20 protein-coding genes are annotated in these 21,337 nt (G+C 59.5%); 13 read left to right on the top strand and 7 right to left on the bottom strand.

The window, feature by feature from the left end; translation table 11 throughout:
- Window positions 1-202 precede the first annotated feature (202 nt).
- Window positions 203-451 (top strand): hypothetical protein, encoded by a 249-nt coding sequence (locus WB402_RS10165; RefSeq protein WP_424207497.1) that lies wholly within the window; start codon window positions 203-205, stop codon window positions 449-451.
- A gap of 275 nt (window positions 452-726) precedes the next feature.
- On the opposite strand, the gene metH is transcribed toward WB402_RS10165, so the two are convergent.
- The 5 genes from metH to WB402_RS10140 form a co-directional block, all read right to left on the bottom strand.
- On the bottom strand, window positions 727-4,449 hold the full coding sequence (gene metH, locus WB402_RS10160) for a methionine synthase (protein WP_424207495.1): 3,723 nt from the start codon (window positions 4,447-4,449) through the stop codon (window positions 727-729).
- Between the two features lie 247 nt (window positions 4,450-4,696).
- The gene (locus tag WB402_RS10155; protein WP_424207494.1) at window positions 4,697-5,155 is read right to left on the bottom strand and encodes a ligand-binding protein SH3; all 459 of its coding nucleotides are present in this window, start codon (window positions 5,153-5,155) and stop codon (window positions 4,697-4,699) included.
- Window positions 5,156-5,361: 206 nt separating this feature from the next.
- A complete protein-coding gene (locus tag WB402_RS10150) occupies window positions 5,362-6,381 on the bottom strand; it encodes a D-alanine--D-alanine ligase family protein (protein ID WP_424207492.1) in 1,020 nt (339 codons plus the stop codon).
- Window positions 6,378-7,385, bottom strand: a complete 1,008-nt coding sequence (locus WB402_RS10145; protein WP_424207490.1) for a putative zinc-binding metallopeptidase — start codon at window positions 7,383-7,385, stop codon at window positions 6,378-6,380. The genes WB402_RS10150 and WB402_RS10145 overlap by 4 nt, the downstream gene beginning before the upstream one ends.
- Before the next feature lie 90 nt (window positions 7,386-7,475).
- Complete coding sequence (locus tag WB402_RS10140; RefSeq protein ID WP_424207488.1) at window positions 7,476-8,450, bottom strand: TraB/GumN family protein; 975 nt, start codon at window positions 8,448-8,450, stop codon at window positions 7,476-7,478.
- Between the two features lie 59 nt (window positions 8,451-8,509).
- Between WB402_RS10140 and WB402_RS10135 the strand changes: the two genes are divergently transcribed.
- The 8 genes from WB402_RS10135 to WB402_RS10100 all read left to right on the top strand — a co-directional run bounded on the left by WB402_RS10135 (window position 8,510) and on the right by WB402_RS10100 (window position 15,366).
- Window positions 8,510-9,424 (top strand): MipA/OmpV family protein, encoded by a 915-nt coding sequence (locus WB402_RS10135; RefSeq protein ID WP_424207486.1) that lies wholly within the window; start codon window positions 8,510-8,512, stop codon window positions 9,422-9,424.
- Window positions 9,425-9,485: 61 nt separating this feature from the next.
- Complete coding sequence (locus WB402_RS10130) at window positions 9,486-9,803, top strand: hypothetical protein (protein ID WP_424207484.1); 318 nt, start codon at window positions 9,486-9,488, stop codon at window positions 9,801-9,803.
- 159 nt (window positions 9,804-9,962) lie between these two features.
- Entirely contained in the window at window positions 9,963-11,060 is a 1,098-nt protein-coding gene (gene aroC / locus WB402_RS10125) for a chorismate synthase (protein ID WP_424207482.1), read from the top strand.
- A gap of 13 nt (window positions 11,061-11,073) precedes the next feature.
- Window positions 11,074-11,856: an ABC transporter permease gene (locus WB402_RS10120; RefSeq protein WP_424207480.1), complete on the top strand. Its 783-nt coding sequence runs from the start codon at window positions 11,074-11,076 to the stop codon at window positions 11,854-11,856.
- 27 nt (window positions 11,857-11,883) lie between these two features.
- Complete coding sequence (locus WB402_RS10115; RefSeq protein ID WP_424207479.1) at window positions 11,884-12,531, top strand: ATP-binding cassette domain-containing protein; 648 nt, start codon at window positions 11,884-11,886, stop codon at window positions 12,529-12,531.
- Window positions 12,532-12,543: 12 nt separating this feature from the next.
- On the top strand, window positions 12,544-13,344 hold the full coding sequence (locus WB402_RS10110; protein ID WP_424207477.1) for an MlaD family protein: 801 nt from the start codon (window positions 12,544-12,546) through the stop codon (window positions 13,342-13,344).
- 15 nt (window positions 13,345-13,359) lie between these two features.
- On the top strand, window positions 13,360-14,205 hold the full coding sequence (locus WB402_RS10105; protein WP_424207475.1) for a tetratricopeptide repeat protein: 846 nt from the start codon (window positions 13,360-13,362) through the stop codon (window positions 14,203-14,205).
- 24 nt (window positions 14,206-14,229) lie between these two features.
- Window positions 14,230-15,366 (top strand): MFS transporter, encoded by a 1,137-nt coding sequence (locus WB402_RS10100; RefSeq protein WP_424207473.1) that lies wholly within the window; start codon window positions 14,230-14,232, stop codon window positions 15,364-15,366.
- 117 nt (window positions 15,367-15,483) lie between these two features.
- Here WB402_RS10100 and WB402_RS10095 read toward each other — a convergent pair whose 3' ends face one another.
- Both WB402_RS10095 and WB402_RS10090 read right to left on the bottom strand, forming a co-directional pair.
- Entirely contained in the window at window positions 15,484-15,900 is a 417-nt protein-coding gene (locus tag WB402_RS10095; protein WP_424207471.1) for a hypothetical protein, read from the bottom strand.
- A 104-nt stretch (window positions 15,901-16,004) separates the two neighbouring features.
- A complete protein-coding gene (locus tag WB402_RS10090) occupies window positions 16,005-16,877 on the bottom strand; it encodes a LysR family transcriptional regulator (protein WP_424207469.1) in 873 nt (290 codons plus the stop codon).
- A gap of 93 nt (window positions 16,878-16,970) precedes the next feature.
- Between WB402_RS10090 and leuC the strand changes: the two genes are divergently transcribed.
- Genes leuC through asd form a run of 4 tightly spaced genes read left to right on the top strand, consistent with a single transcriptional unit; the run spans window position 16,971 to window position 21,272 of the window.
- Window positions 16,971-18,377 carry a 3-isopropylmalate dehydratase large subunit gene (gene leuC, locus WB402_RS10085; RefSeq protein WP_424207467.1) on the top strand — a complete coding sequence of 469 codons (1,407 nt, stop codon included), beginning with the start codon at window positions 16,971-16,973 and terminating at the stop codon, window positions 18,375-18,377.
- Window positions 18,377-19,018, top strand: a complete 642-nt coding sequence (gene leuD, locus WB402_RS10080) for a 3-isopropylmalate dehydratase small subunit (RefSeq protein ID WP_424207465.1) — start codon at window positions 18,377-18,379, stop codon at window positions 19,016-19,018. Before leuC ends, leuD begins: the two co-directional genes overlap by 1 nt.
- A 25-nt stretch (window positions 19,019-19,043) precedes the next feature.
- Window positions 19,044-20,123, top strand: coding sequence for a 3-isopropylmalate dehydrogenase (gene leuB / locus WB402_RS10075; protein WP_424207463.1), 1,080 nt, complete (start codon window positions 19,044-19,046; stop codon window positions 20,121-20,123).
- A gap of 33 nt (window positions 20,124-20,156) precedes the next feature.
- Complete coding sequence (gene asd / locus WB402_RS10070; protein ID WP_424207461.1) at window positions 20,157-21,272, top strand: aspartate-semialdehyde dehydrogenase; 1,116 nt, start codon at window positions 20,157-20,159, stop codon at window positions 21,270-21,272.
- Window positions 21,273-21,337 lie beyond the last annotated feature (65 nt).

Raw genomic sequence — 21,337 nt, 5'->3', positions numbered from 1 at the left:
CGTGCTTGAATATTTCGCATTCGGGATAACGTCGACGGGGGGCGGAATTTTATCGGGTTTCGTATTTCCACAAAGAAAGTGCCCGATTCACTTGCTTGCCTGGGGAGGGAAGGGTTGGAATAAAATAGCTCTGGTAGTGTTTACAGAGATGCAGTATCGGATTGTTCCACCATTCATGCTGACCTTAGGAAAGGAGACCAAGATGAAACTTCGTATAATCGTCACCGCCGTCGGCCTTATGCTCGCGGCCAGCAATGCCTTCGCGTTCCATTGTCCCAAGGAGATGAAGAAGATCGACGACGCGCTCGCGGCAAAACCCAACATCACCGCCGCACAACTTGCCGAGGTCAAGAGCCTGCGCGTCGAAGGCGAGACCCTGCACAAGCAAGGCAAGCATCAGGAATCGCTGGACACGCTCGGCAAAGCGGAGAAGATCCTGAACATCCAGTAGCCGGGAGCACTTTTCTCATCCCCTTCCCATCCGCGCAGGGTTTGGTGTGGATGAGGTTTTTGGTCCCAGCTTCCCGGGAGAGGAGGCGAATAAATCGATCGTCGGCCTTGTGGCAGGCATCGGCCGGATTCAGACGGCCTTACAAGCCCGGGCACGCCTCGCGCACTAGTTCATTGGCGAGTAATTCCTTCTTGACCTTGTGGCGCATCGGGCCCCGTCATCGGCTGCGGTGCGCCGATCTTGAGGGTGCCTGCTATGGCGAACACGTACGGGTTTTATTCGGGCTCGTATCCCAGGTTCGGCGACAGCCAACGTTCGATCGCGGCAAGATCCATGCCCTTGCGCCGTGCGTAATCCTCGATCTGGTCTTTGCCGAGGTTGCCCACGGCGAAGTACTGCGACTCGGGATGCGCAAAGTAAAAGCCGCTCACGGCAGCGGCCGGCCACATGGCGAAGCTTTCCGTCAGTTTCACACCCGTGTTCTTCGTTGCATCAATCAATTTGAAGAGCAATTCTTTCTCGGTGTGATCCGGGCAGGCCGGATATCCGGGCGCGGGGCGGATGCCTTTGTATTCCTCGCGCACCAGCGCTTCGTTGTCGAGTTTTTCATCGGCGGCATAACCCCAGAATTCCTTGCGCACGCGCTCGTGCAGCCGTTCGGCAAAGGCCTCAGCGAGGCGGTCGGCCAGCGCTTTGGCCATGATGGCGTTATAGTCGTCATGCTGACTCTCGAATTTTCTCGCCAGTTCCTCGGCTCCGTGAATGCCGACGGCGAAACCGCCGACATAGTCCTTGAGACCGGAATTTTTCGGCGCGACAAAATCCGCCAGTGCGCGGTTCGGCCGCCCCGGCGGTTTTTCGTCCTGTTGACGCAGACTGTGCAGTACCATAGCGAGCTTCTGGCGTGACTCATCCTGGTACACCTCGATGTCATCGTCGCGCACGCTATTGGCAGGGAACAGGCCAACCACGCCCTTCGCTGTGAATAATTTTTCCTGGATGATGCGCCCGAGCAACGCCTGGACGTCGTTGAATAACTTGGTGGCCTCCACGCCGGTTTTTTCATCCGTGAGAATCGCCGGGTAGCGGCCTTTCATCTCCCAGGTGATGAAGAACGGCGTCCAGTCGATATAGCGCGTCAGTTCATCGAGCGGATAATTCTCGAGCACGGTGATGCCCGGCTTGCGCGGCGTCGTCGGGGCATGGCTTTTCCAGTCAATCTTCGTTTTGTTGGTGCGCGCATCCGCGAGAGCCAGCATCCGTGCGCCGGACTTCTTGCCCTTGTGGCGCGTGCGCACCTCTTCGTATTCAGCGTGGATTTTCGCGACGAAGTCTGCCCTGAGGTCCGTGCTCAGGAGATTCGAGGCCACGCCAACGCCGCGTGAGGCGTCCTTCACCCATATCACGGGGTGCGGGTAATTCGGGGCGATCTTCACCGCCGTGTGCACGCGCGAAGTCGTGGCGCCGCCGATCAGCAGCGGGATCGTGAAGCCCTCGCGCTGCATCTCTTTCGCGACATGCGCCATCTCGTCGAGCGAAGGCGTGATCAGGCCCGACAGCCCGATGATGTCGACTTTGTGCTTGCGCGCCTCTTCGAGAATCTTCGCCGCCGGTACCATGACGCCGAGATCGATGACCTCGTAGTTATTGCACGCCAGCACCACGCCCACGATGTTCTTGCCGATGTCGTGCACGTCGCCCTTGACCGTCGCCATGAGGATCCTGCCCTTGGCGCGGCTGTCGGCGGTCTTCTCCGACTCGATGAAGGGGATGAGCCAGGCCACGGCCTTTTTCATGACGCGCGCGCTTTTCACCACCTGCGGCAGGAACATCTTGCCGGCGCCGAACAGGTCGCCGACGACGTTCATGCCGTCCATGAGTGGGCCTTCGATGACCTGGATCGGGCGCGCAAATTGCTTGCGCGCCTCTTCGGTATCCTGTTCGACGAAGCCGTCGATGCCATGCACCAGCGCGTGTGTCAGCCGCTCGGTCACGGGCGCCTCACGCCAGGAAAGATCCTCGGCCTTGGCCTTGCCGCCTTCGCCGGCGAACTTCGCCGCGATTTCGAGCAGGCGCTCGGTGGCATCCGGGCGGCGGTTCAGGATCACGTCTTCGACGCGCTCGCGCAGTTCCGTCGGGATGTCTTCGTAAACTGCCAGCTGACCGGCGTTGACGATGCCCATAGTCATGCCGGCCTTGATGGCGTGGTATAGGAACACCGAATGGATCGCCTCGCGTACCGCGTTGTTGCCGCGGAACGAGAACGACACGTTGGACACGCCGCCCGAGACATGCGCGTGCGCCAGGCGCTGCCTGATCTCGCGCGTCGCTTCGATGTAGTCCACGGCGTAGTTGTTGTGCTCCTCGATACCGGTCGCGATGGCGAAGATATTCGGGTCGAAGATGATATCCTGCGGCGGTAAGCCTACTTTCTCGGTGAGCACCTTGTACGAGCGCGCGCAGATATCGAACTTGCGTTGACGCGTGTCGGCCTGGCCCTTCTCGTCGAAGGCCATGACCACCACAGCCGCGCCGTAACGGCGGCAGGCGCGCGCCTGTTCGATGAATTTTTCCTCGCCTTCCTTGAGGCTGATGGAGTTCACCACCGGTTTGCCCTGTACGCATTTCAGGCCGGCCTCGAGCACGGTCCACTTCGAAGAGTCGATCATGACCGGCACGCGCGAGATTTCCGGCTCGGAGGCGATCAGGTGCAGGAAGTCCGTCATAGCCTTCTCGCCGTCGAGCATGGCCTCGTCCATGTTCACGTCGATCATCTGCGCGCCGTTTTGCACCTGCTGGCGCGCGACATCGAGGGCCTTGTCGTATTCGTTATTAAGGATAAGTTTTTTGAACACGGCCGAGCCGGTGACGTTGGTGCGCTCGCCCACGTTCACGAACAGACTGTTGGGGCCGATGTTGAGCGGCTCCAGCCCCGCGAGTCGGCATTGCGGTGCGATTTTCGGCAGCGTGCGTGGATGGATGGTCCTTACGGCATCGGCAATCGCCTTGATGTGCGGTGGCGTGGTGCCGCAGCAACCGCCGATGATATTAAGGAAGCTGGATTCGGCCCATTCCTTTATCTGCCCGGCCATGAATTCGGGCGTGTCGTCGTAACCGCCGAATTCATTCGGCAGACCGGCGTTGGGATGGCTGCTGACATGCACGTTGGCGACGCGCGCCATTTCCTCGACGTACTGGCGCAACTGCGTCGTGCCGAGCGCGCAGTTCAGGCCCACGCTCAGCGGTTGCGCGTGCGCGATGGAATTCCAGAAGGCCTCGGTGGTCTGTCCGGAAAGCGTGCGCCCGCTGGCGTCGGTGATTGTGCCGGAGATCATGATCGGCACGCGGATGCCGTGTTTTTCAAAATACTGGTCAATCGCGTACAGCGCTGCTTTGCAGTTGAGCGTGTCGAATACCGTTTCCACCAATAACAGGTCGGCGCCGCCGTCGAGCAGGCCGCGCACGCACTCGCTGTAAGCGGAGACGAGCGCGTCGAAACTGATGTTGCGAAAGCCCGGGTTGTTGACGTCCGGCGAGAGCGAGGCGGTGCGGTTGGTTGGCCCGAGAACGCCGGCCACGTAGCGCGGGCGCGTCGCGTCCTTGCGTTCGTATTCGTCAGCCGTGGCGCGCGCCAGGCGTGCGCCTTCCCGGTTCAGTTCATAGGCCAGCTCCTCCATGCGGTAATCCGCCATGGAGATGGACTGGGAATTGAAGGTGTTGGTCTCGAGGATATCCGCGCCGGCCTCGAGATAGGCGGCGTGGATGTCATGGATGATCTTCGATTGCGTTAGCGTCAGAAGATCGTTGTTGCCCTTGACCTCGTACGCCCAGGCGGCGTAGCGTTCACCGCGGTAGTCTTTTTCTTCCAGCTTGTAGCGTTGGATCATGGTGCCCATGGCACCGTCCAGGATCAGAATTCGCTCTTTGAGGAGGCTCTCAAGCCGTGACAGGCGTTCGCGGCGCGCGCTGTCGGGGACGACGTAGGGACGTTGGGACATTCTTCTTCACGTTCTGGCTCATTTAGAGCCGATGGAGTTTACCGGAAAGTCGCGGTGAATGCTTGAACGACAACCCCGCCTGTAGCGCCCAGTGCCCGAGGCGAATGCTCTTTCGGCAATGGGCGCAGATAGCCGCAATGAACTATGTTTTCTTGGGCGCTAATGCCACCGTCTCCGAAAGCGGTGCGCCACAGAACCGGCGGCTAGCGGGGTTGTCGGACATCAAACGGCTGATGACGATCCAGCGTTATGCCGCCTTGCTTCCGTACTTGGCCTTGGCCGCGCGTGCGGCTTTGGCCTCCTCCGAGGAATAGGCGCGGCCGGACCAGAGCATGGTGTAGGCAATCTCTTCGTTGCCGTTCTCGCACAACTCCAGAACCTTTTTGAACAAAGGCTGGAAGGTTTCGCTGCGATGTGACTGTTCGTGTTCCTCGAAGGATCGCCAGAACGTCACGACCAAGGCTTCCCTCTCCTTGAGCGGGTTTTCGACCGCCTGGCCGATGGTCGAGCCCTCGTTCGAGATGGCACCGCTGTTCAGGGCGACGAAACCACCGACGAAGCCGGTGTCGGAGTGATAAGTCTTCACGTTCTCGCACAGCATGGCGACGCGTTCCTGAAGATCATCCACGGTGTACCCGGGTTTGAGCAGCATCCTGTTGACCGTCACGACTCCGTCAGCTGGAAAGCCATTGATGAGTTGAGTCATGGTTTAGCACCTCCGCGCATTACGAATTGATAGCCATTAATTTACGAATATCCCCATAGAATATTAGAATACGCTAATATTCTATCTATAACTTACTAATTCAGTCAACTAATATGGGTACAAAATTCAGGGGTTCAAGAAGAGCAAGATGCAGGCCAGTAACGCGGGGAATATCTCGACATGGGGGTCTGAATACCCCGCGGGGATTACTCGATGGAACGTGCCGTCGTTCCCAGATGGAGAATACGTTGAATGAAGTCCTCGTAGCTCAATCCTGACTTGATGGCGGAGAGGCTGCAATCCTCGTCGCGGGCGATCCCGGGGTTGGGGTTCGCTTCAAGTACATAGAGCTCGCCGTCGGCCGTCACGCGCAGGTCGATCCGGCCGTAGCCGTTCATGTCGAGCAGGTGATAGACGCGCTTGCAGAGGTGGCCGATACGTTCGGCCATGCCGTTCGGCAGGTTGCGCGCGAACTGATACTCAATCTTCCAACGCTCGCGATACTTGTCGTCCCACTTGACCTTGTAGGTCGCCATGCGCGGCGTGCCGGGCTCGGTGCCGCCGAATTCCAGTTCACGGATGGGCAGCACTTCCAGCTTGGCATTCCCCAGAACGGTGACGTAGAGTTCACGGCCGTCAATGTACTGCTCGGCGATGGCGTCGCCGTGGAGTTTCTCGTGGATCAGCGCGACGCGCTCGCGCAACTGGGTTTCGTTCTCCACGTACGAGGCTTGGGCGATGCCCACCGAACCTTCTTCGGTCAGGGATTTGACGATCAGCGGGTAGGTGAATTTTCGACGACGGCTGATCTTGCGCCCGAGACGGAATACATCGAAGTCCGGAACGCTGATGCGGTGATAAGTCAGGATCATCTTGGTCAGCGCCTTGTCGCGCGCCAGCAGCAGCCCGCGGGGGTTGCAGCCGGTATAAGGGATGCGCATCATTTCGAAATAACTGACGACGTAGTAGTCGAAGGCGCTGTTGCCGGCGAAGTCTTCCAGCAGGTTGAACACGATGTGCGGCTTCCATTCCTCGTTCATTTTTCGAATCGGCGCCAGATCATCGTAGACGCCGACCACTTGCACCTCATGGCCGAGATTCAACAGCGCGGTTTTGACGTCGTACTCGGTGCGGTATTTCTCCATCCGCGGGTCATCCTTGTTGCTCAAGTCATCCGGCGGCACCAGCGTGTAGTGCACCACCATCATGACGCGCAGTTTTTTCATATGGCAAGGCGTGAGGTCCCGCTGCGCAGGGAACCCATGTAGAGCATGACGAGCGAGGAGATGAGGGCGATCTTGGTTTCCTCGCGGTTGCGCGAGGCGTGCAGGTTCATTTCCTCGCAATGGTGGATCATGTCCTCGATGGTGAGGTTGATGCGGTAGCGCGAATCCGAAGTCCAGCGCGCCACCGTGGCGATCGCCTCGCGCCGCAGGCGGCGGATGAAATGCGCCGCTCTTTCGTTCTTGCGTCCGCCCGCGGCCGGGAAGATCTGCCGCAACTGCTGTTCATGGAAACGCGGCAGATCCTGTTGCAGTCGCGTTTGCTTTTCCGCGTAATATTCGCGCAGCGTGATGCGCAGCGTGGTGGTTGATTCGATCTGCTTCTTGGTGCGCACCGGCGGAGAATGCCCCACGATTTCTTTCATCAGCCCGTCGACGTAATTGAGTTTCTTGAGCGCCGGCCAGTCGCGGTATTTCTCACGCCAGCGTGAATCCGGATCCAGCCATACCGCGAAGGTTTCCGCCCAATCTTCCGCCGGATGGCTTTGGGCGTACCAGTTGTCGAGATGCAGGACGTAATTGCGGCTGTAGGGCCGCGGCAGATAGCTTTCGGGATAGATCTTGCTCGCGCGCCCGAAGCGCCGGCGCCAGCTCTGCTTGAGGTGCAGCCGGAATGCGTTGGCGAGCGCGTGCGCGGTTTCGTGCCGCAGCAGTTTCATCCGCGACTCCGCGGTGTTGCCGTCGAATTCAAGCATGTGTGCTTTTTCCAGGCGCATGAGCCGCGGGTGCGCGAGATAGAACGGTATCGCGAAACCCGGGACCCCGTCGGGACAGAACCAGCAGTCCGACAGCCAGGTGTGCGGACGGAACACGAAGCCGCGGCTTTCCAGTTCCCGGTAAAGAGACTCGATTTCCTTCTGCAACTTGGTGCCCGCGAGCGTCAGCCCCAGATCGCACAAGCGCGTGTCGAGCAGATGTTCGTCGGACCGGCGAGTCCAGGACGTCATCACAGGACGGCGTGACGACGATTTTTTGCGTCGTTTTCGATTTTTGGGTTTGCGGGAAGGAATGTCCGTCTCCTTGTTATACAGTGTTTCTTAGTAGACAGGGGTGACACGATAACCGGCTTTCGCGAGAAGATTCAACAACCCGGATTCGCCCGGGAGGTGGGCGGCCCCCACGGCGATGAAGGCGCCACCATCCTTGAGTATAGGCCCCATGCGCTCGGCCATGCGCGTATTGCGCCGCGTCAGCAGCCGGTCCATGACGGATCGATATAGTCGGTCATTGTCCGGTTTGTGCTTTTCACTGGCCTCGGCCAGGGCGGCGATATCGCGGGCGAGATAGGCCTCGATCATCTCCTCGAGATCTTTTTCGAAAGTGTTCTGTTCTTGTACCGCCTGTTTCAGGAGTGCGACCTGGTCCGGCAGGGGCAGTTCATCGAATACCGCCACTTGTTCCTGGATGGTTTCGAGCCCGGAGACGGGCTTGTTCTGGCGCGTGGCCCGGTCCTGCAGGATGAGGTCGAGAGACTCCCCGGTTTTCGGCGGCGGCATGGACAGCGCCATCATCACCGCCCAGGGTTTCTGTTTCTCCACGCCGAGCGTCGGAATGCCGCGCGCGGCCAGCGCCTTGATCGATTCATCGTACAGTTTTTTGCCGATCACTTGTTCCAGGGTTCGGCCGTCGTTGAAGTACATGGCCTCGGCCATGTGCACGAGTCCATCACCGTCGATGATCGCCTCCATTGTGAAGCGGTTCGACGCGTCGAGCGCCTTGATTACCGGTCCCGGCAGGGATGTGACGCGCTTGTCCTCGGAATGGATCGTGCCGAATAGATAGCTCGTTGCGGCGCCCGGCGCCTCGATTTTCCATAACAGCCCCTTGGCATATTTGACCGCCGCTGGCAGTTTGGCCTGCGCGGGGACGCCGGTATTCGTTGCCGTCGCGGCAAGTGCCGCGCCTGAAGTGAACAGCAGGGCACATAAAAGAGTGAAAAGATGTTTGAGAAATGAATACGGACCAGTCGTGGACTGAGTCGAGTCTGATGACGGGAAACCGGCGCCGCGCATGGGTGGTGTCAGGATGAGTGCCCGATTACCATGTAGCCAAGAGTATATTAGGAATGCCGATGCGACAAATACTTCGTTTTGCATTTCTGTCTGCCGGTCTACTCGCGGGCCAGGCGCATGCCGACGAATTGCCACTCTGGGAATTTGGCCTGGGCGTGGCCGGGTTGAGCATTCCCGATTATCGAGGTTCGGATGTGCAGCGCGGGTATCTGCTGCCGTTGCCCTATGTCCAGTATCGGGGAGACATCTTCAAGATTGACCGTGAGGGCGCCCACGGCGATTTGTTCAGATCGGACCGCTTCAGGCTCGATATCAGCCTCAATGCCGGGCCCCCGGCGAAGAGCAACCGAAACGACGCGCGCAGCGGCATGGCGGACATCGATTTCACGGTCGAAGCGGGCCCTTCGCTCCATGTTTTTCTCGCGTACAACGAAGCCCGCGATCGCGTCTGGTCGCTACGGCTGCCGATACGTGCCGCGGTCGCCACCGATCTCAGGCATGTTCAGCGAATCGGCTGGGTGTTTGAGCCCAATCTCAATTTCGATGCCACCGGCCTTGCCGGAGGTTGGGATATCGGTGTTGCCGTGGGACCGATGTACGCCTCCGAGGACTACCACGATTATTATTATGAGGTTCAGCCAGCCTTTGCCACGGCCGCGCGACCTGCCTACGATGCGCGGGCCGGTTACAGTGGCAGCCGGCTGACGCTTGCGGCGAGCCGGCGATACCCGCGCTTCTGGGTTAGCGCGTTCACGCGCTATGATAATCTTTCCGGGGCGGTCTTCGCGGACAGCCCGCTGGTCAAAAAGAACAATTCGTTCATGGCGGGTGTCGGCATTGCCTGGATACTGACCACGTCTCGCGGAAAGTCTCAAGTAGGTCTCCCATTCGCCCTGAGCCAGTCGAAGGGTGAACGGGGAATACCGCCAATCGCGGGTGATTCGTCCGTTCGTGGTTCGACAAGCTCACCATGAACGGACTATATATGAGCTTCCCTAAGCATCTGCCACCTGTTTTATTCAGAGTGAACTGTTCATGATGACACCACGCACGCAGGATGAGTATCTGGATCTGATCGATCAGGCGATCTTCGAAATCGAAGATGTTCTTATGTGCGCCGAAGACGAAGGCGACCCGGAAGACAGCGTGTTTTCCGACATTCTGCCGGTCTATGAAAAGCTGTCGAGCGATCTCAAGAAACTGCATACCGATATCCTGCAGGGCAAGCATGCCATCGGCCAGGGCGAGGATCTGCCGTTCATGCCGCTGGTGTCCGCGTGGAAGGAGAGGATTCCATTCCTCGACCTGTTCGCGGCATTGAACTACACCTACAAGACCGGATTCCAAGCCTAGCGCCCAGTGCCCGAGGCGAACACTCCTTCGGTAATGAGCGCAGCAGCCGCAATGAACTAAGTTTCCTTGGGCGCTACTGCCGCCGTCTCCGAAAGACCTGCGCCTCGGGATCCGGCGGCTGTATTTGTTCGCTGCCGGCTTTGTCGGTAACATGCCAGCATGTCCGGCAACACCATCGGCAAGCTTTTCACCGTCACCACCGCGGGGGAATCCCACGGCCCGGCCTATATCGCCATCGTGGATGGTTGCCCGCCCGGTATGGCGCTGTCCGAGGCCGATATCCAGCCTGACCTCGATCGGCGCAAGCCCGGCCAATCGCGGCACACCACGCAACGGCGCGAGTCCGACGAAGTCAAGATTCTTTCGGGAGTATTCGAGGGCAAAACCACCGGTACGCCGATCGGACTGCAGATCCTGAACACCGATCAGCGTTCGAAGGATTATTCCAAGATCGAGGACCGGTTCCGCCCGGGTCACGCGGATTTCACCTATTTGCAAAAGTACGGGCTGCGCGACTACCGCGGCGGCGGACGCTCGTCGGCGCGAGAAACCGCGATGCGCGTGGCGGCCGGCGCAATCGCCAGGAAATATCTTCATGAACGCTATGGCGTGACGATTCGTGGTTACCTCGCGCAGCTCGGGCCGATCAAGATCGAGCTCAAGGATTGGAGCGAAGTCGAAAATAATGCTTTCTTCTGTTCTGACGCCTCGAAAGTTCCCGAGCTGGAGGCTTATATGGACGCGCTGCGCAAGGAAGGAAATTCCATCGGCGCGCGCATCAATATCGTCGCCTCGCATGTGCCCGTGGGCCTGGGCGAGCCGGTGTTCGACCGGCTAGACGCGGACATCGCCTACGCGATGATGAGCATCAACGCCGTGAAGGGCGTCGAGATCGGCGCGGGTTTCCGCGCGGTGGAGCAGAAGGGCACGGAACATCGCGACGAAATCACGCCCAAGGGTTTTCTCTCGAACAACGCCGGAGGCATTCTCGGCGGCATTTCTACCGGTCAGGACATCGTGGTCAGTATGGCGCTCAAGCCCACCTCCAGCATCCGTCTGTCCGGTCGCACGGTGAACGTGAAGGGCGAGGCCGTTGAGATTGCCACCACCGGCCGTCACGATCCGTGTGTGGGAATTCGCGCGACTCCCATCGCCGAAGCGATGCTCGCCATCGTACTGATGGATCACGTGCTGCGGCATCGCGCGCAGAACCTCGACGTAAAAAGTCCCACACCCGTGATCCCCGGCAGCGTCTGAGATTCCCGCGAGCATGAGCACGGCGCTCATCAACCCGGGACGAATCGGCAGGGCGGTGCTCGGCGCCGGCGATTACTGGAAAGGTTTCCACGAACTCCTGTTTTACTCTTTCCGCCGGCTCGGCGCTTTGGGCAAGCCGCCGGTACGCCTCGTTTTCCTGAAACAGATCTATTTCACCGGAGTCGAGGCGCTGGGAGCGGTCACGGTTATCGCCGCGTTGTCCGGCATCGTGATCACCACCCAGGTCACCAGCCTGGTGGGCCAGGACATCGCGCTCACGGCGAAGATCATGCTCTGGACCATCGTGCGCGAACTCGGACCGCTGTTGTCCGCCATCGTGATCATTGCGCGCAGCAGTTCGGCCACTGCCTCGGAACTGGCGAGCATGAAAATCCGCGGCGAGATCGACCATCTCCGGTTCATGGGCATTTCGCCCGGCGACTACCTGGTGGTGCCGCGCATCGCCGGCATCACGCTCTCCGTCGTGGCCGTCACCTTCTATTTCCAGATGACGGCGATCGTGATGGGTTATGCGTTTGCTGCCGTCATGGGGTTCATGCCGTTCATTAAAAGCCTTTCCGGCGTCATCACGACGCTGAGCCTGGCCGAGGTGCTGGTTTCGCTGCTCAAGGCCTTCATCTTCGGGTTGGTGATCTCGATTACCTCCTGCTATTACGGCCTGCGCGCGAGCGGCACCGTGACCGCCATACCGCGCGCCGCGACCGGGGCTGTCATGCGCAACCTACTGACGATTTTCCTGCTCGATGGAATCATTTCTTATGTTTTCTTCGTGTGACGTCCTGATGAAGAGTTGTAACAGCTTATGATCCGTTTCGAACGCGTGACGAAAGGACCGGTTCGCAATCTGTCGTTCGATCTTGAAAGCGGCGGCACTGCCAAAATCCTGTTCGATTCGGAAGACCGGAAAAATATTTTGTTCGGTCTGCTTGCCGGTTTGCAGCGCCCGGAGGCCGGCAAGGTTTTGTTCTTCGGCGAGGATCTGTTCACCCACGAAGAAAAAGAACGCCTCGTGCTGTTCCAGCGCATCGGCGTGGTGCCGGCGCACGGCGGTCTGATCAGCAATCTCAAGGCATGGGAGAATATGCTGCTGCCGGCGTGGTATCACCGCGGTTTGACGGCGGAGCAGGCCGAACGACCGGTGACGGAGATATTCGATCAGCTAGAACCGGGCGAGACCGGGTTGAAGCAACGCATGGGCGAGTTGCCCGGCCAGCTGAGTCTGTACGAACGGCGCGTTGTGGCGCTGGCGCGGGCGATGCTGATGGAGCCAGACATACTGATATATGATTTCACCTTTACCGGTCTGGAGCGCGACGCCGCGCAGCGTTTGATGAAGCTGACCGGTGAGTTTCAAGGCAGAAAGGCCGGCCGTGTGTCGCTGTACCTGTGCCCGGACGACGCGGTGTCGGCGCGTCTCGCGGCCGACAGCACCATCACCCTGACTCAATGACGCGAGGAAATCATGGCCATATTGCACGATGACGATACGCGCTTCAAAGGGCTCGAGAAAAAAATCGGGTTCTTCGTCATTATTGCTCTCGTCGGTATCGTCCTGACCGTCGCCGCCATCGGCATTCAGCAGGACGTCTTCTCGCCCAAGACCCGGCTCTTTATCATCACCGACAGCGGGCAGGATATTAGCGAGGGAATGGCGGTCAAGCTAAGAGGTTTCAACATTGGCAAAGTGGAGAAACTCGAGCTTACCGATGATGCCAAAGTCAAGGTTACGCTTTCCATTTTACGCAGCCACATGAAGTGGGTGAAAAGCGATTCGAAAGCGCGCCTGCTCAAGGAAGGCGTCATCGGCGCGAATATCATCGAGATCACCCTCGGGTCCGAAAAGGAAACACCTCTGGAACACAATGCCGCGATCGCGTTCGAGCGCGAGCGTGGGCTCGGGCAAGTGGTCGATCAGCTGTACGCGGAAGTGATACCGCTGATCGATGATCTGAAGCGCGTCGCACGTCGCGCCGATACACTGCTCGCGGGGTTGCCCGCGACGCAGCAGAAACTGGATACGGCGCTCACCAGCGCCACGAAAAATTTCGAGAATCTGGAAAAGGTCACGGCCTCCGACCTGCCGGCGATGACGAAGAGCGGGCGCGAGACAATGGAGAAAGCCAGTGAAACGATGGAGAAAACCAACAAAGTCGTGGATTCGGTCAGCCGCACCTGGCCGATCAGTAAGAACATAAAAGAGCCGCGTTCGGAAACCTTGCCGGTTGACAGTTATGCGCCCGACCAGGTTCCGAAACAAAAATAACCGCGAAATCACACCATGAAGCGATGGCGCATGCTCCTGTTCGTCACGCCGGCGGTTCTGGCGCTGACCGCCTGTGCCGGAAATCCCCCCGTGCTCACGGAACAGCAGCAAGACGCCATCCAGTTCAATCAGCGCGGCGAGACCGCGTTCCGCCGCGGCGATTACGCGCAGGCGCTGCAGGAATATCAGGGGGCGCTGGCTATCCACCGCTCGGTCGAGAACGTGGCGGGCATCGCCACCGAGCTGTTGAACCTGTCCGTCGTTTATCGCCGGCTCGGCGACAAGGCGGCCGCGCAAGCGGCGCTCGACCAGATACTGATGGACATGAGTCTCGCCTTCAGCGCCGACCAGAAGGCCGAGGCCGCGTACCGTAAGGCCAGTTATTACCTGGATGACGGCAACGAACCCGAAGCGCGATCATGGGTGAACAAGGCGCTCGAATACTGTCACGGCTGCAGCGCCGAGGGCCGGCTTAACAATCTACTGGCCAGAATGGCACTTGCTGGATACCCGCAGGATGCTATGAACCACGCCCGCCGCGCGCTGGCCTTGAACAGAAATGCCGGCGACAAAAACGAAGAAGCCAATTCGTTGCGCCTGATCGCGGACGCCGCATTTCAGTCAGGAGATTTCAAAACCGCGCAGCAATCCTATGATGATGCTCTGCGGCTTGATAAGGACACCGGCGCCGCCACCAAGATCGCGCTCGATCTAATGGGCCTTGGCCGCAGCGTCGCGCGGCAGGGGCGGCGCGCCGAGGCCGTCGAATATTTCCAGCGCGCCTATTCCGTCAGCGAAGGCGCAGGCGATGCCAAGGTCATGGAAGAGGCCACGGCAGAAATCAAGAAAGTAACCCTCTAGCAGGTTTCCCATAGCCGGTACTCTATGCCTTACTGGCGCCTCTCCGGATATTATTTTTTCTACTTCGCCACGCTCGGCGTGCTGGTGCCGTACTGGGGTCTGTATCTCCAGTCGGTTGGCTTCACGCCGGTGGACATCGGCAATCTCATCGCCATCCTGATGTTTTCGCGCATCGTGGCGCCGATGGTGTGGGGCTGGATCGCGGATCATCGCGAGTCGCGCATGGCGGTGGTGCGGCTCGCGTCGTTCCTGACGATAGCGAGCTTCAGCGGCGCTTTCTTTGGTTCGTCGTTCTGGTGGCTGGCGGCGGTGATGCTGCTGTTCAGTTTTTTCTGGCACGCGTCACTGCCGTTGCTCGAAGTGTTCGTCATGCGTCATACCGCCTCGCGTCCGGGCGCCTACGGGCGCGTGCGGCTGTGGGGTTCGATCGGTTTTATCGTCGCGGTGACGGCGCTCGGGCCGGTGATCGATGCGCGCGGTCCGTGGTGGGTGCTGCCGGCGTTGCTGACGATGATGCTCGGCATCGGGTCGTTCAGCCTGACGTTGCCGGAATCGGAGATGCGGGGTTCGGTCGAACATGCGGGACCGTTCCGCCAGGCGCTGCTGCGACCCGAGGTGTTCGCGTTTCTACTCGCTTGTCTGTTGATGCAGATCAGTCACGGGCCGTACTACACCTTTTACTCGATTTATCTGGAAGGCTATGGCTACTCGAAGACGCTAATTGGTCTGCTGTGGGCGTTTGCGGTGCTATGCGAGATCGGCGTGTTTCTTGTGATGCAGCGCTTGCTCGTGCGCGTGGCGCTACGTGCTGTTTTGATCGCCAGCTTTTTCCTTGCCGCGGTGCGCTGGCTGTTGATTGGTCATTATCCGGAGAGCCTAGCCGTGCTGATGCTGGCGCAGACGCTGCACGCGGCCACGTTCGGAAGTTTCCATGCGACGGCGATGCAACTGGTGCATCGCTTCTTTACGGGGAAGCATCAGCATCGTGGGCAGGCGATTTACGGGAGCCTGAGCTTTGGCATTGGTGGAGCGGTGGGGAGTTTCTACAGCGGGCACACCTGGGTGACGCTGGGTCCGACGGTCACCTTTAATATCGCCGCCGCGAGCGCGGGGCTGGCGTTTCTAGTGGCGCTGTTATTGATCCGGCAAGATCGTTCTTGAACGAAGGCAGGCTACGAAACACATTGTTCGGCATCCGTGACCATACGGGCGGCCGGGTCAATAACGAAAATCATTAAGTGATCCTGATCATTGCGGCGGCATGAGCCGCCGCAATGATCAAGCCAAAGACTTGAGATAGCGCTGCCGCCGATAGGCCGACAGCAGGATGATTTCGGCGCTGCGCCGGATTGGTGGGATGGATTTGATGGGCGCCTTGGTGTCCGCGAAGATTTCATTCAGCGCGGCGCCCAGATCGTCGAGTACTCGGTAGAGATCCACGTCTGTCGCCGTCGACCGCAATGCCTCCTGGCGGATCGGCGCGAGGGCCTGAAGGGTCTTGTCCAGATTGACCGGATCGGTCAGCCGGCGGCAGGCATTAGACACGTAAATCGCGCGCGCCAGCCCCGTCATTGTGTCGTGATGCAACGGGCTGCCCTCGAAAATATTTTTGATAGTCGTCGCCGCCGGGTTCACCGGGAATTGGTGAGAGCCTAGGCGTTCTTCCAGCTGCGACAACAGTTCCTTGAAGTTCACACCGCCTCCGTTATGTCTCGATAAACTCTACCGCCTCGTTGTTGGCGGTCTGCGTCAATTCGCCGGTCGCATCCCCACTGCGTGTGGGGCCCCTGCTCTGCGGCTCATGCCGCTATCTCTCGAATGATCCGTATCATGGCCTGACCGGCGTTAGAGAGGGTGCGCCTTTCATGGGTCACAATCCCCAATTCACGTCGTATCTCCCTTTTTTCAATCTGGACCACTTTCAGCCCTTCGTCAATCATAGTCCGTGGCAGCGCACTCCATCCGAGGCCGATGGCGGCGAGCATTTTGAGCACCTCCAGGTAGTTGGTGGCCATCCCGACCTGGATCCGGTCGCGCAGCGGGCCAAAGCTATTGAGAATGATTTCACGGGTATAGGTTCCGATACCGGGCAGAATCGCCGGATAATCGAGCAACATAGCGGCTTGTACCCGTTTGACCTGTGCCAGCGGATGGCTCCGGCTGACGACGATATCCAGCGGGTCGTCCCAGATTTTCTCCACCCGCAAGGGCGGATCCGCCGATGGCGGCAAAGTGACGACCGCCAGCTCCAGTTCGCCTCTCGCGACGGCATTACAAGCCTTTTCCGAATCCATGAAGTGCAGATTCAACCGTACTTGTGTGTAGGTTTCGTGAAACCGCTTGAGTGGCCCCGGAAGACGGTGCAAGCCGATATGATGACTGGTCGCGACCGAAAGCTCGCCGGCAATGGTGCCGGAAAGGTTGGTAATGTCGCGTTTGATGTCTTCCAATTCGCTCAATACGGCGCGGGTGCGCAACAACAGCGCCTCGCCGGCTGGCGTGAGGTGAATCTTGCGCCCGACGCGGTCAAACAGGCGCGCGCCGATTTCCTGTTCCAGCGCGGCGATGCGCTTGCTGATGGCCGGTTGGGTCAGAAAGATGCGCTCGGCGGCACGGGAAAATGACCCGGATTCGGCAACGGCGATGAAGGCTTGGAGGGCTGATATATCCATAACTGTAAAGAATAGAATATATGATAAACATGAATTTGTGTTATTTATATATCATGCCTAAGATCTACGCAATTCATTGAACACTTGGCCGTCATGTCCGGAAAAACACTTTACGACAAGCTCTGGGATGCGCATGTGGTGCGCCGCAATGACGACGGCACCTGCCTCATATATATCGACCGTCATCTGGTGCACGAGGTGACAAGCCCGCAGGCTTTCGAGGGGCTCAGGCTCGCGGGACGCAAGCTGTGGCGGGTGGACGCCAACCTCGCGACCGCCGATCACAACGTGCCGACGACGCACCGCAATCGCGGCATCGCCGACCCGGTATCGCGGTTGCAGGTCGAAACGCTCGATCAGAATTGCCATGACTTGGGCATCACCGAGTTCGGCATGAACGATTCCCGCCAGGGCATCGTGCACGTGATCGGACCGGAACAGGGTGCGACGCTGCCGGGCATGACCGTGGTGTGCGGCGATTCGCATACTTCGACGCACGGCGCCTTCGGCGCGCTCGCTTTCGGCATCGGCACATCCGAGGTCGAGCATGTGCTCGCGACGCAATGCCTTATCCTCAAAAAAGCCAAGAACATGCGCGTGTGCGTGGAAGGCAGTATTCCGCCGGGCGTGACGGCCAAGGACATCGTGCTCGCGATCATTGGCAAAATCGGTACTGCCGGCGGCACGGGGCATGCGATCGAGTTCGCCGGCTCGGCGATCGAACAGCTCTCGGTCGAGGGCCGCATGACGGTGTGCAACATGGCCATCGAGGCCGGCGCGCGCGCCGGCATGATCGCGGTGGATGACAAGACGATTGAATATTTCCGCGGACGTCCGTATGCGCCGAAAGCCGGACAGTGGGACATGGCGGCGAAAGCCTGGCGTGAATTGAAAAGTGATCCGGGCGCAAAATTTGATAAAGAGGTGGTGCTCAAGGCGGCGGATATCAAACCGCAAGTGACCTGGGGCACGTCACCCGAGATGGTGGTGCCGGTGGACGGCGCGGTGCCCGATCCGGAAAAGGAAGCCGACGCCGTCCGGCGCGCCGGGATACAGCAGGCGCTCAAGTACATGGGATTGAAACCCGGTACTTCGATTCGCGATATTCATCTCGACAAGATTTTCATCGGCTCTTGTACCAATTCGCGCATCGAAGATTTGCGCGCCGCCGCCGGTGTCGTGAAAGGCAGGAAAGTGGCCAAGAGCATCAAGCTCGCCATGGTGGTGCCGGGCTCGGGCTTGGTTAAGGCGCAGGCAGAGAAGGAAGGCTTGGACAAAATTTTCCGGGATGCCGGTTTCGAATGGCGCGCGCCGGGCTGCTCGATGTGTCTGGCGATGAACGCCGACCGGCTCGAACCGGGCGAACGCTGTGCCTCGACGTCGAACCGTAATTTCGAGGGACGCCAGGGTGCCGGAGGCCGTTCGCACCTCGTGAGCCCCGCGATGGCGGCGGCCGCGGCGATCGCCGGGCATTTTGTCGATGTGCGGAAGATACGCTGATGCAGAAGTTCGAAAAGCTGAACGGACTGGTCATTCCGCTCGACCGTGCCAACGTGGACACGGACGCGATCATTCCCAAACAATATTTGAAGTCGATCAAGCGCACCGGTTTCGGGCCGAGTTTGTTCGATGACATGCGCTATCTCGATCCGGGCGAGCCGGGCATGGATCACAGCAAGCGCCGCATCAACCCGGATTTCGTACTCAACCATCCACGCTACCAGGGCGCGCAAATCCTGCTCGCGCGCGACAACTTCGGTTGCGGTTCCTCGCGCGAACATGCCCCGTGGGCGCTCATGGATTACGGGTTCCGGGTTATCATTGCGCCCAGCTACGCCGATATCTTCTACAACAACAGCTTCAAGAACGGCCTGCTGCCGATCGTGCTCGAGCGTGACGCTGTGGATCGCCTGTTTCGCGAGACCGAAGCGGAGCCGGGTTACCGGCTTGCCGTGGACCTGATCGCGCAAACCGTGACGACGCCATCGGGCACCGTGTTCAAGTTCGAGATCGACGCGTTTCGAAAGCACTGTTTGTTGAATGGCCTCGATGATATCGGGCTGACGTTGCAGCATGTGGACGAGATTCGCGCCTACGAGGCACGACACCGGCAGGAAGCGCCGTGGCTGTTCGTTAAATAATGAGTAATGAAGGAGCCGTAACCCCATGACGAAGATGATTGCCATATTGCCGGGTGACGGCATCGGGCCGGAGGTGGTGACCGAAGCAGTCAAGATTCTCGAGCGTTTGCGCCGTGATTTCGGCCTGAAAATCGAGACGGAAACCGCGCCGGTGGGCGGCACGGCTTACGATATTCACAAGCAGCCGCTGCCGGAGGCCACGCTGAAGCTGGCCAGGAACGCGGATGCCGTGCTGCTGGGCGCGGTCGGTGGCGAGAAATGGGATACGTTGCCTCGCGAGCTGCGCCCGGAGAAGGCCCTGCTCGGCCTGCGTTCCGATCTCAAGCTGTTCGCCAACCTGCGCCCGGCGATTCTCTATCCGCAACTGGCCTCGGCCTCGACGCTGAAGCCCGAAGTCGTTGCCGGACTCGATTTGCTGATCGTGCGCGAGCTGACCGGAGACATCTATTTCGGCGAACCGCGCGGTGTGCGCACGCTCGCGAACGGCGAGCGTCAGGGATTCAACACCATGGTGTATGCCGAGCACGAGGTGGAGCGCGTGACGCGGGTGGCCTTCGAGGCCGCGCGTAAGCGCCGCAAGAAACTCTGCTCGGTGGAAAAAGCCAACGTGCTCGAAACTTCGGGCCTGTGGCGCGAGGTGGTCATCCGGGTCGCCCGGGATTATCCTGACGTCGAGCTGAGCCACATGTACGTGGACAATGCGGCGATGCAGCTGGTGCGTGCGCCCAAGCAGTTCGACGTGATCGTGACCGGAAATATATTCGGCGATATCCTCTCGGACGAGGCATCGATGCTGACGGGTTCGATCGGCATGCTGCCGTCGGCTTCGCTCGACGCGGCGAACAAGGGCATGTACGAGCCGATTCACGGCTCGGCGCCGGACATCGCCGGCAAGGGTGTCGCGAATCCTCTGGCGACGATTCTTTCGGCGGCGATGATGCTGCGTTATACCCTCAACGAGCCGAGCTTGGCAGACAGAATCGAGCGCGCGGTATCGAAGGTGCTCGATCAGGGATTGCGCACCGGTGACATTTATACCGAAGGCACGAAAAAGGTCGGCACCGCCGAGATGGGTAACGCCGTCGTGGCAGCGCTGGAGCAGTAATCGAATTATGTTGATTATTCTGAGGAAGCATCAATGAAGCGGGTAGGTCTGGTGGGTTGGCGCGGCATGGTGGGCTCGGTGCTCATGGGCCGCATGAAGGAAGAACGCGACTTCGATCATATCGAACCGGTGTTCTTCACCACGTCGAACGTGGGCGGCAAGGGCCCGGCTGTCGGCAAAGACGTACCGCCGCTCAAGGATGCAAAGAGTGTCGACGAATTGAAGGCGATGGACATCATCATCACTTGCCAGGGTGGTGATTACACCAGTGATATTTTCCCGAGGCTGCGCGCCGCGGGCTGGAAAGGTTACTGGATTGACGCCGCCTCGACGCTGCGCATGAGCGACGACGCCGTAATCATTCTCGATCCGGTGAATCTCGGTGTTATCAAGGATGCGCTGACCAAAGGCATGAAGAATTATATCGGCGGTAACTGCACCGTGAGCCTGATGCTCATGGCGCTTGGCGCATTGTTCCAGAAAGGTTACGTGGAATGGATGAGCGCGATGACTTACCAGGCCGCCTCCGGTGCCGGCGCGAACAACATGCGCGAACTATTGAAGCAGATGGGCGCGGCGCATGCCGCAGTAAAGCCGTTGCTCGACAACCCTTCCTCGGCGATTCTCGACATTGACCGCCAGGTGGCTGAGACGATTCGCGGTGCCCAGTACCCGACCGAATTCTTCGGTGCTCCGCTCGCAGGCTCGCTGATCCCGTGGATAGACAAGGAGCTCGAGAGCGGACAGTCGAAAGAGGAGTGGAAGGGCCAGGCCGAGACCAACAAGATTCTCGGTCGTGGCGGCAACCCGATCCCGATCGACGGCATCTGCGTGCGCATCGGCGCCATGCGTTGTCATAGTCAGGCGCTGACCATCAAGCTGACCAGGGACATCCCGCTCGATGAAATCGAGGGGATGATCAAAGCGTCCAGCCAATGGGTGAAAGTGGTGCCGAACAAGCGCGAGATCACCATGAAGGAACTCACTCCGGCGGCGGTTACTGGCACCCTGACCGTACCGGTCGGGCGCCTGCGCAAGCTTAATATGGGCAGCCAGTACCTCGGGGCCTTTACCGTGGGCGATCAGCTGTTGTGGGGAGCTGCGGAGCCACTGCGCCGTATGTTGCGATTACTGCTCGAATTCAAGTAAAACCACGTTTTTCTGCCGCCCCCGTGATGGCGCCGGCATGGGTATATTGATGTCGACAACGACAC

The sequence above is a fragment of the Sulfuricaulis sp. genome, assembly GCF_049587675.1.
Lineage (GTDB): Bacteria > Pseudomonadota > Gammaproteobacteria > Acidiferrobacterales > Sulfurifustaceae > Sulfuricaulis.
Note: the sequence above shows the minus strand (reverse complement) of the source record. Positions and strands in the feature narration are given on the sequence as shown.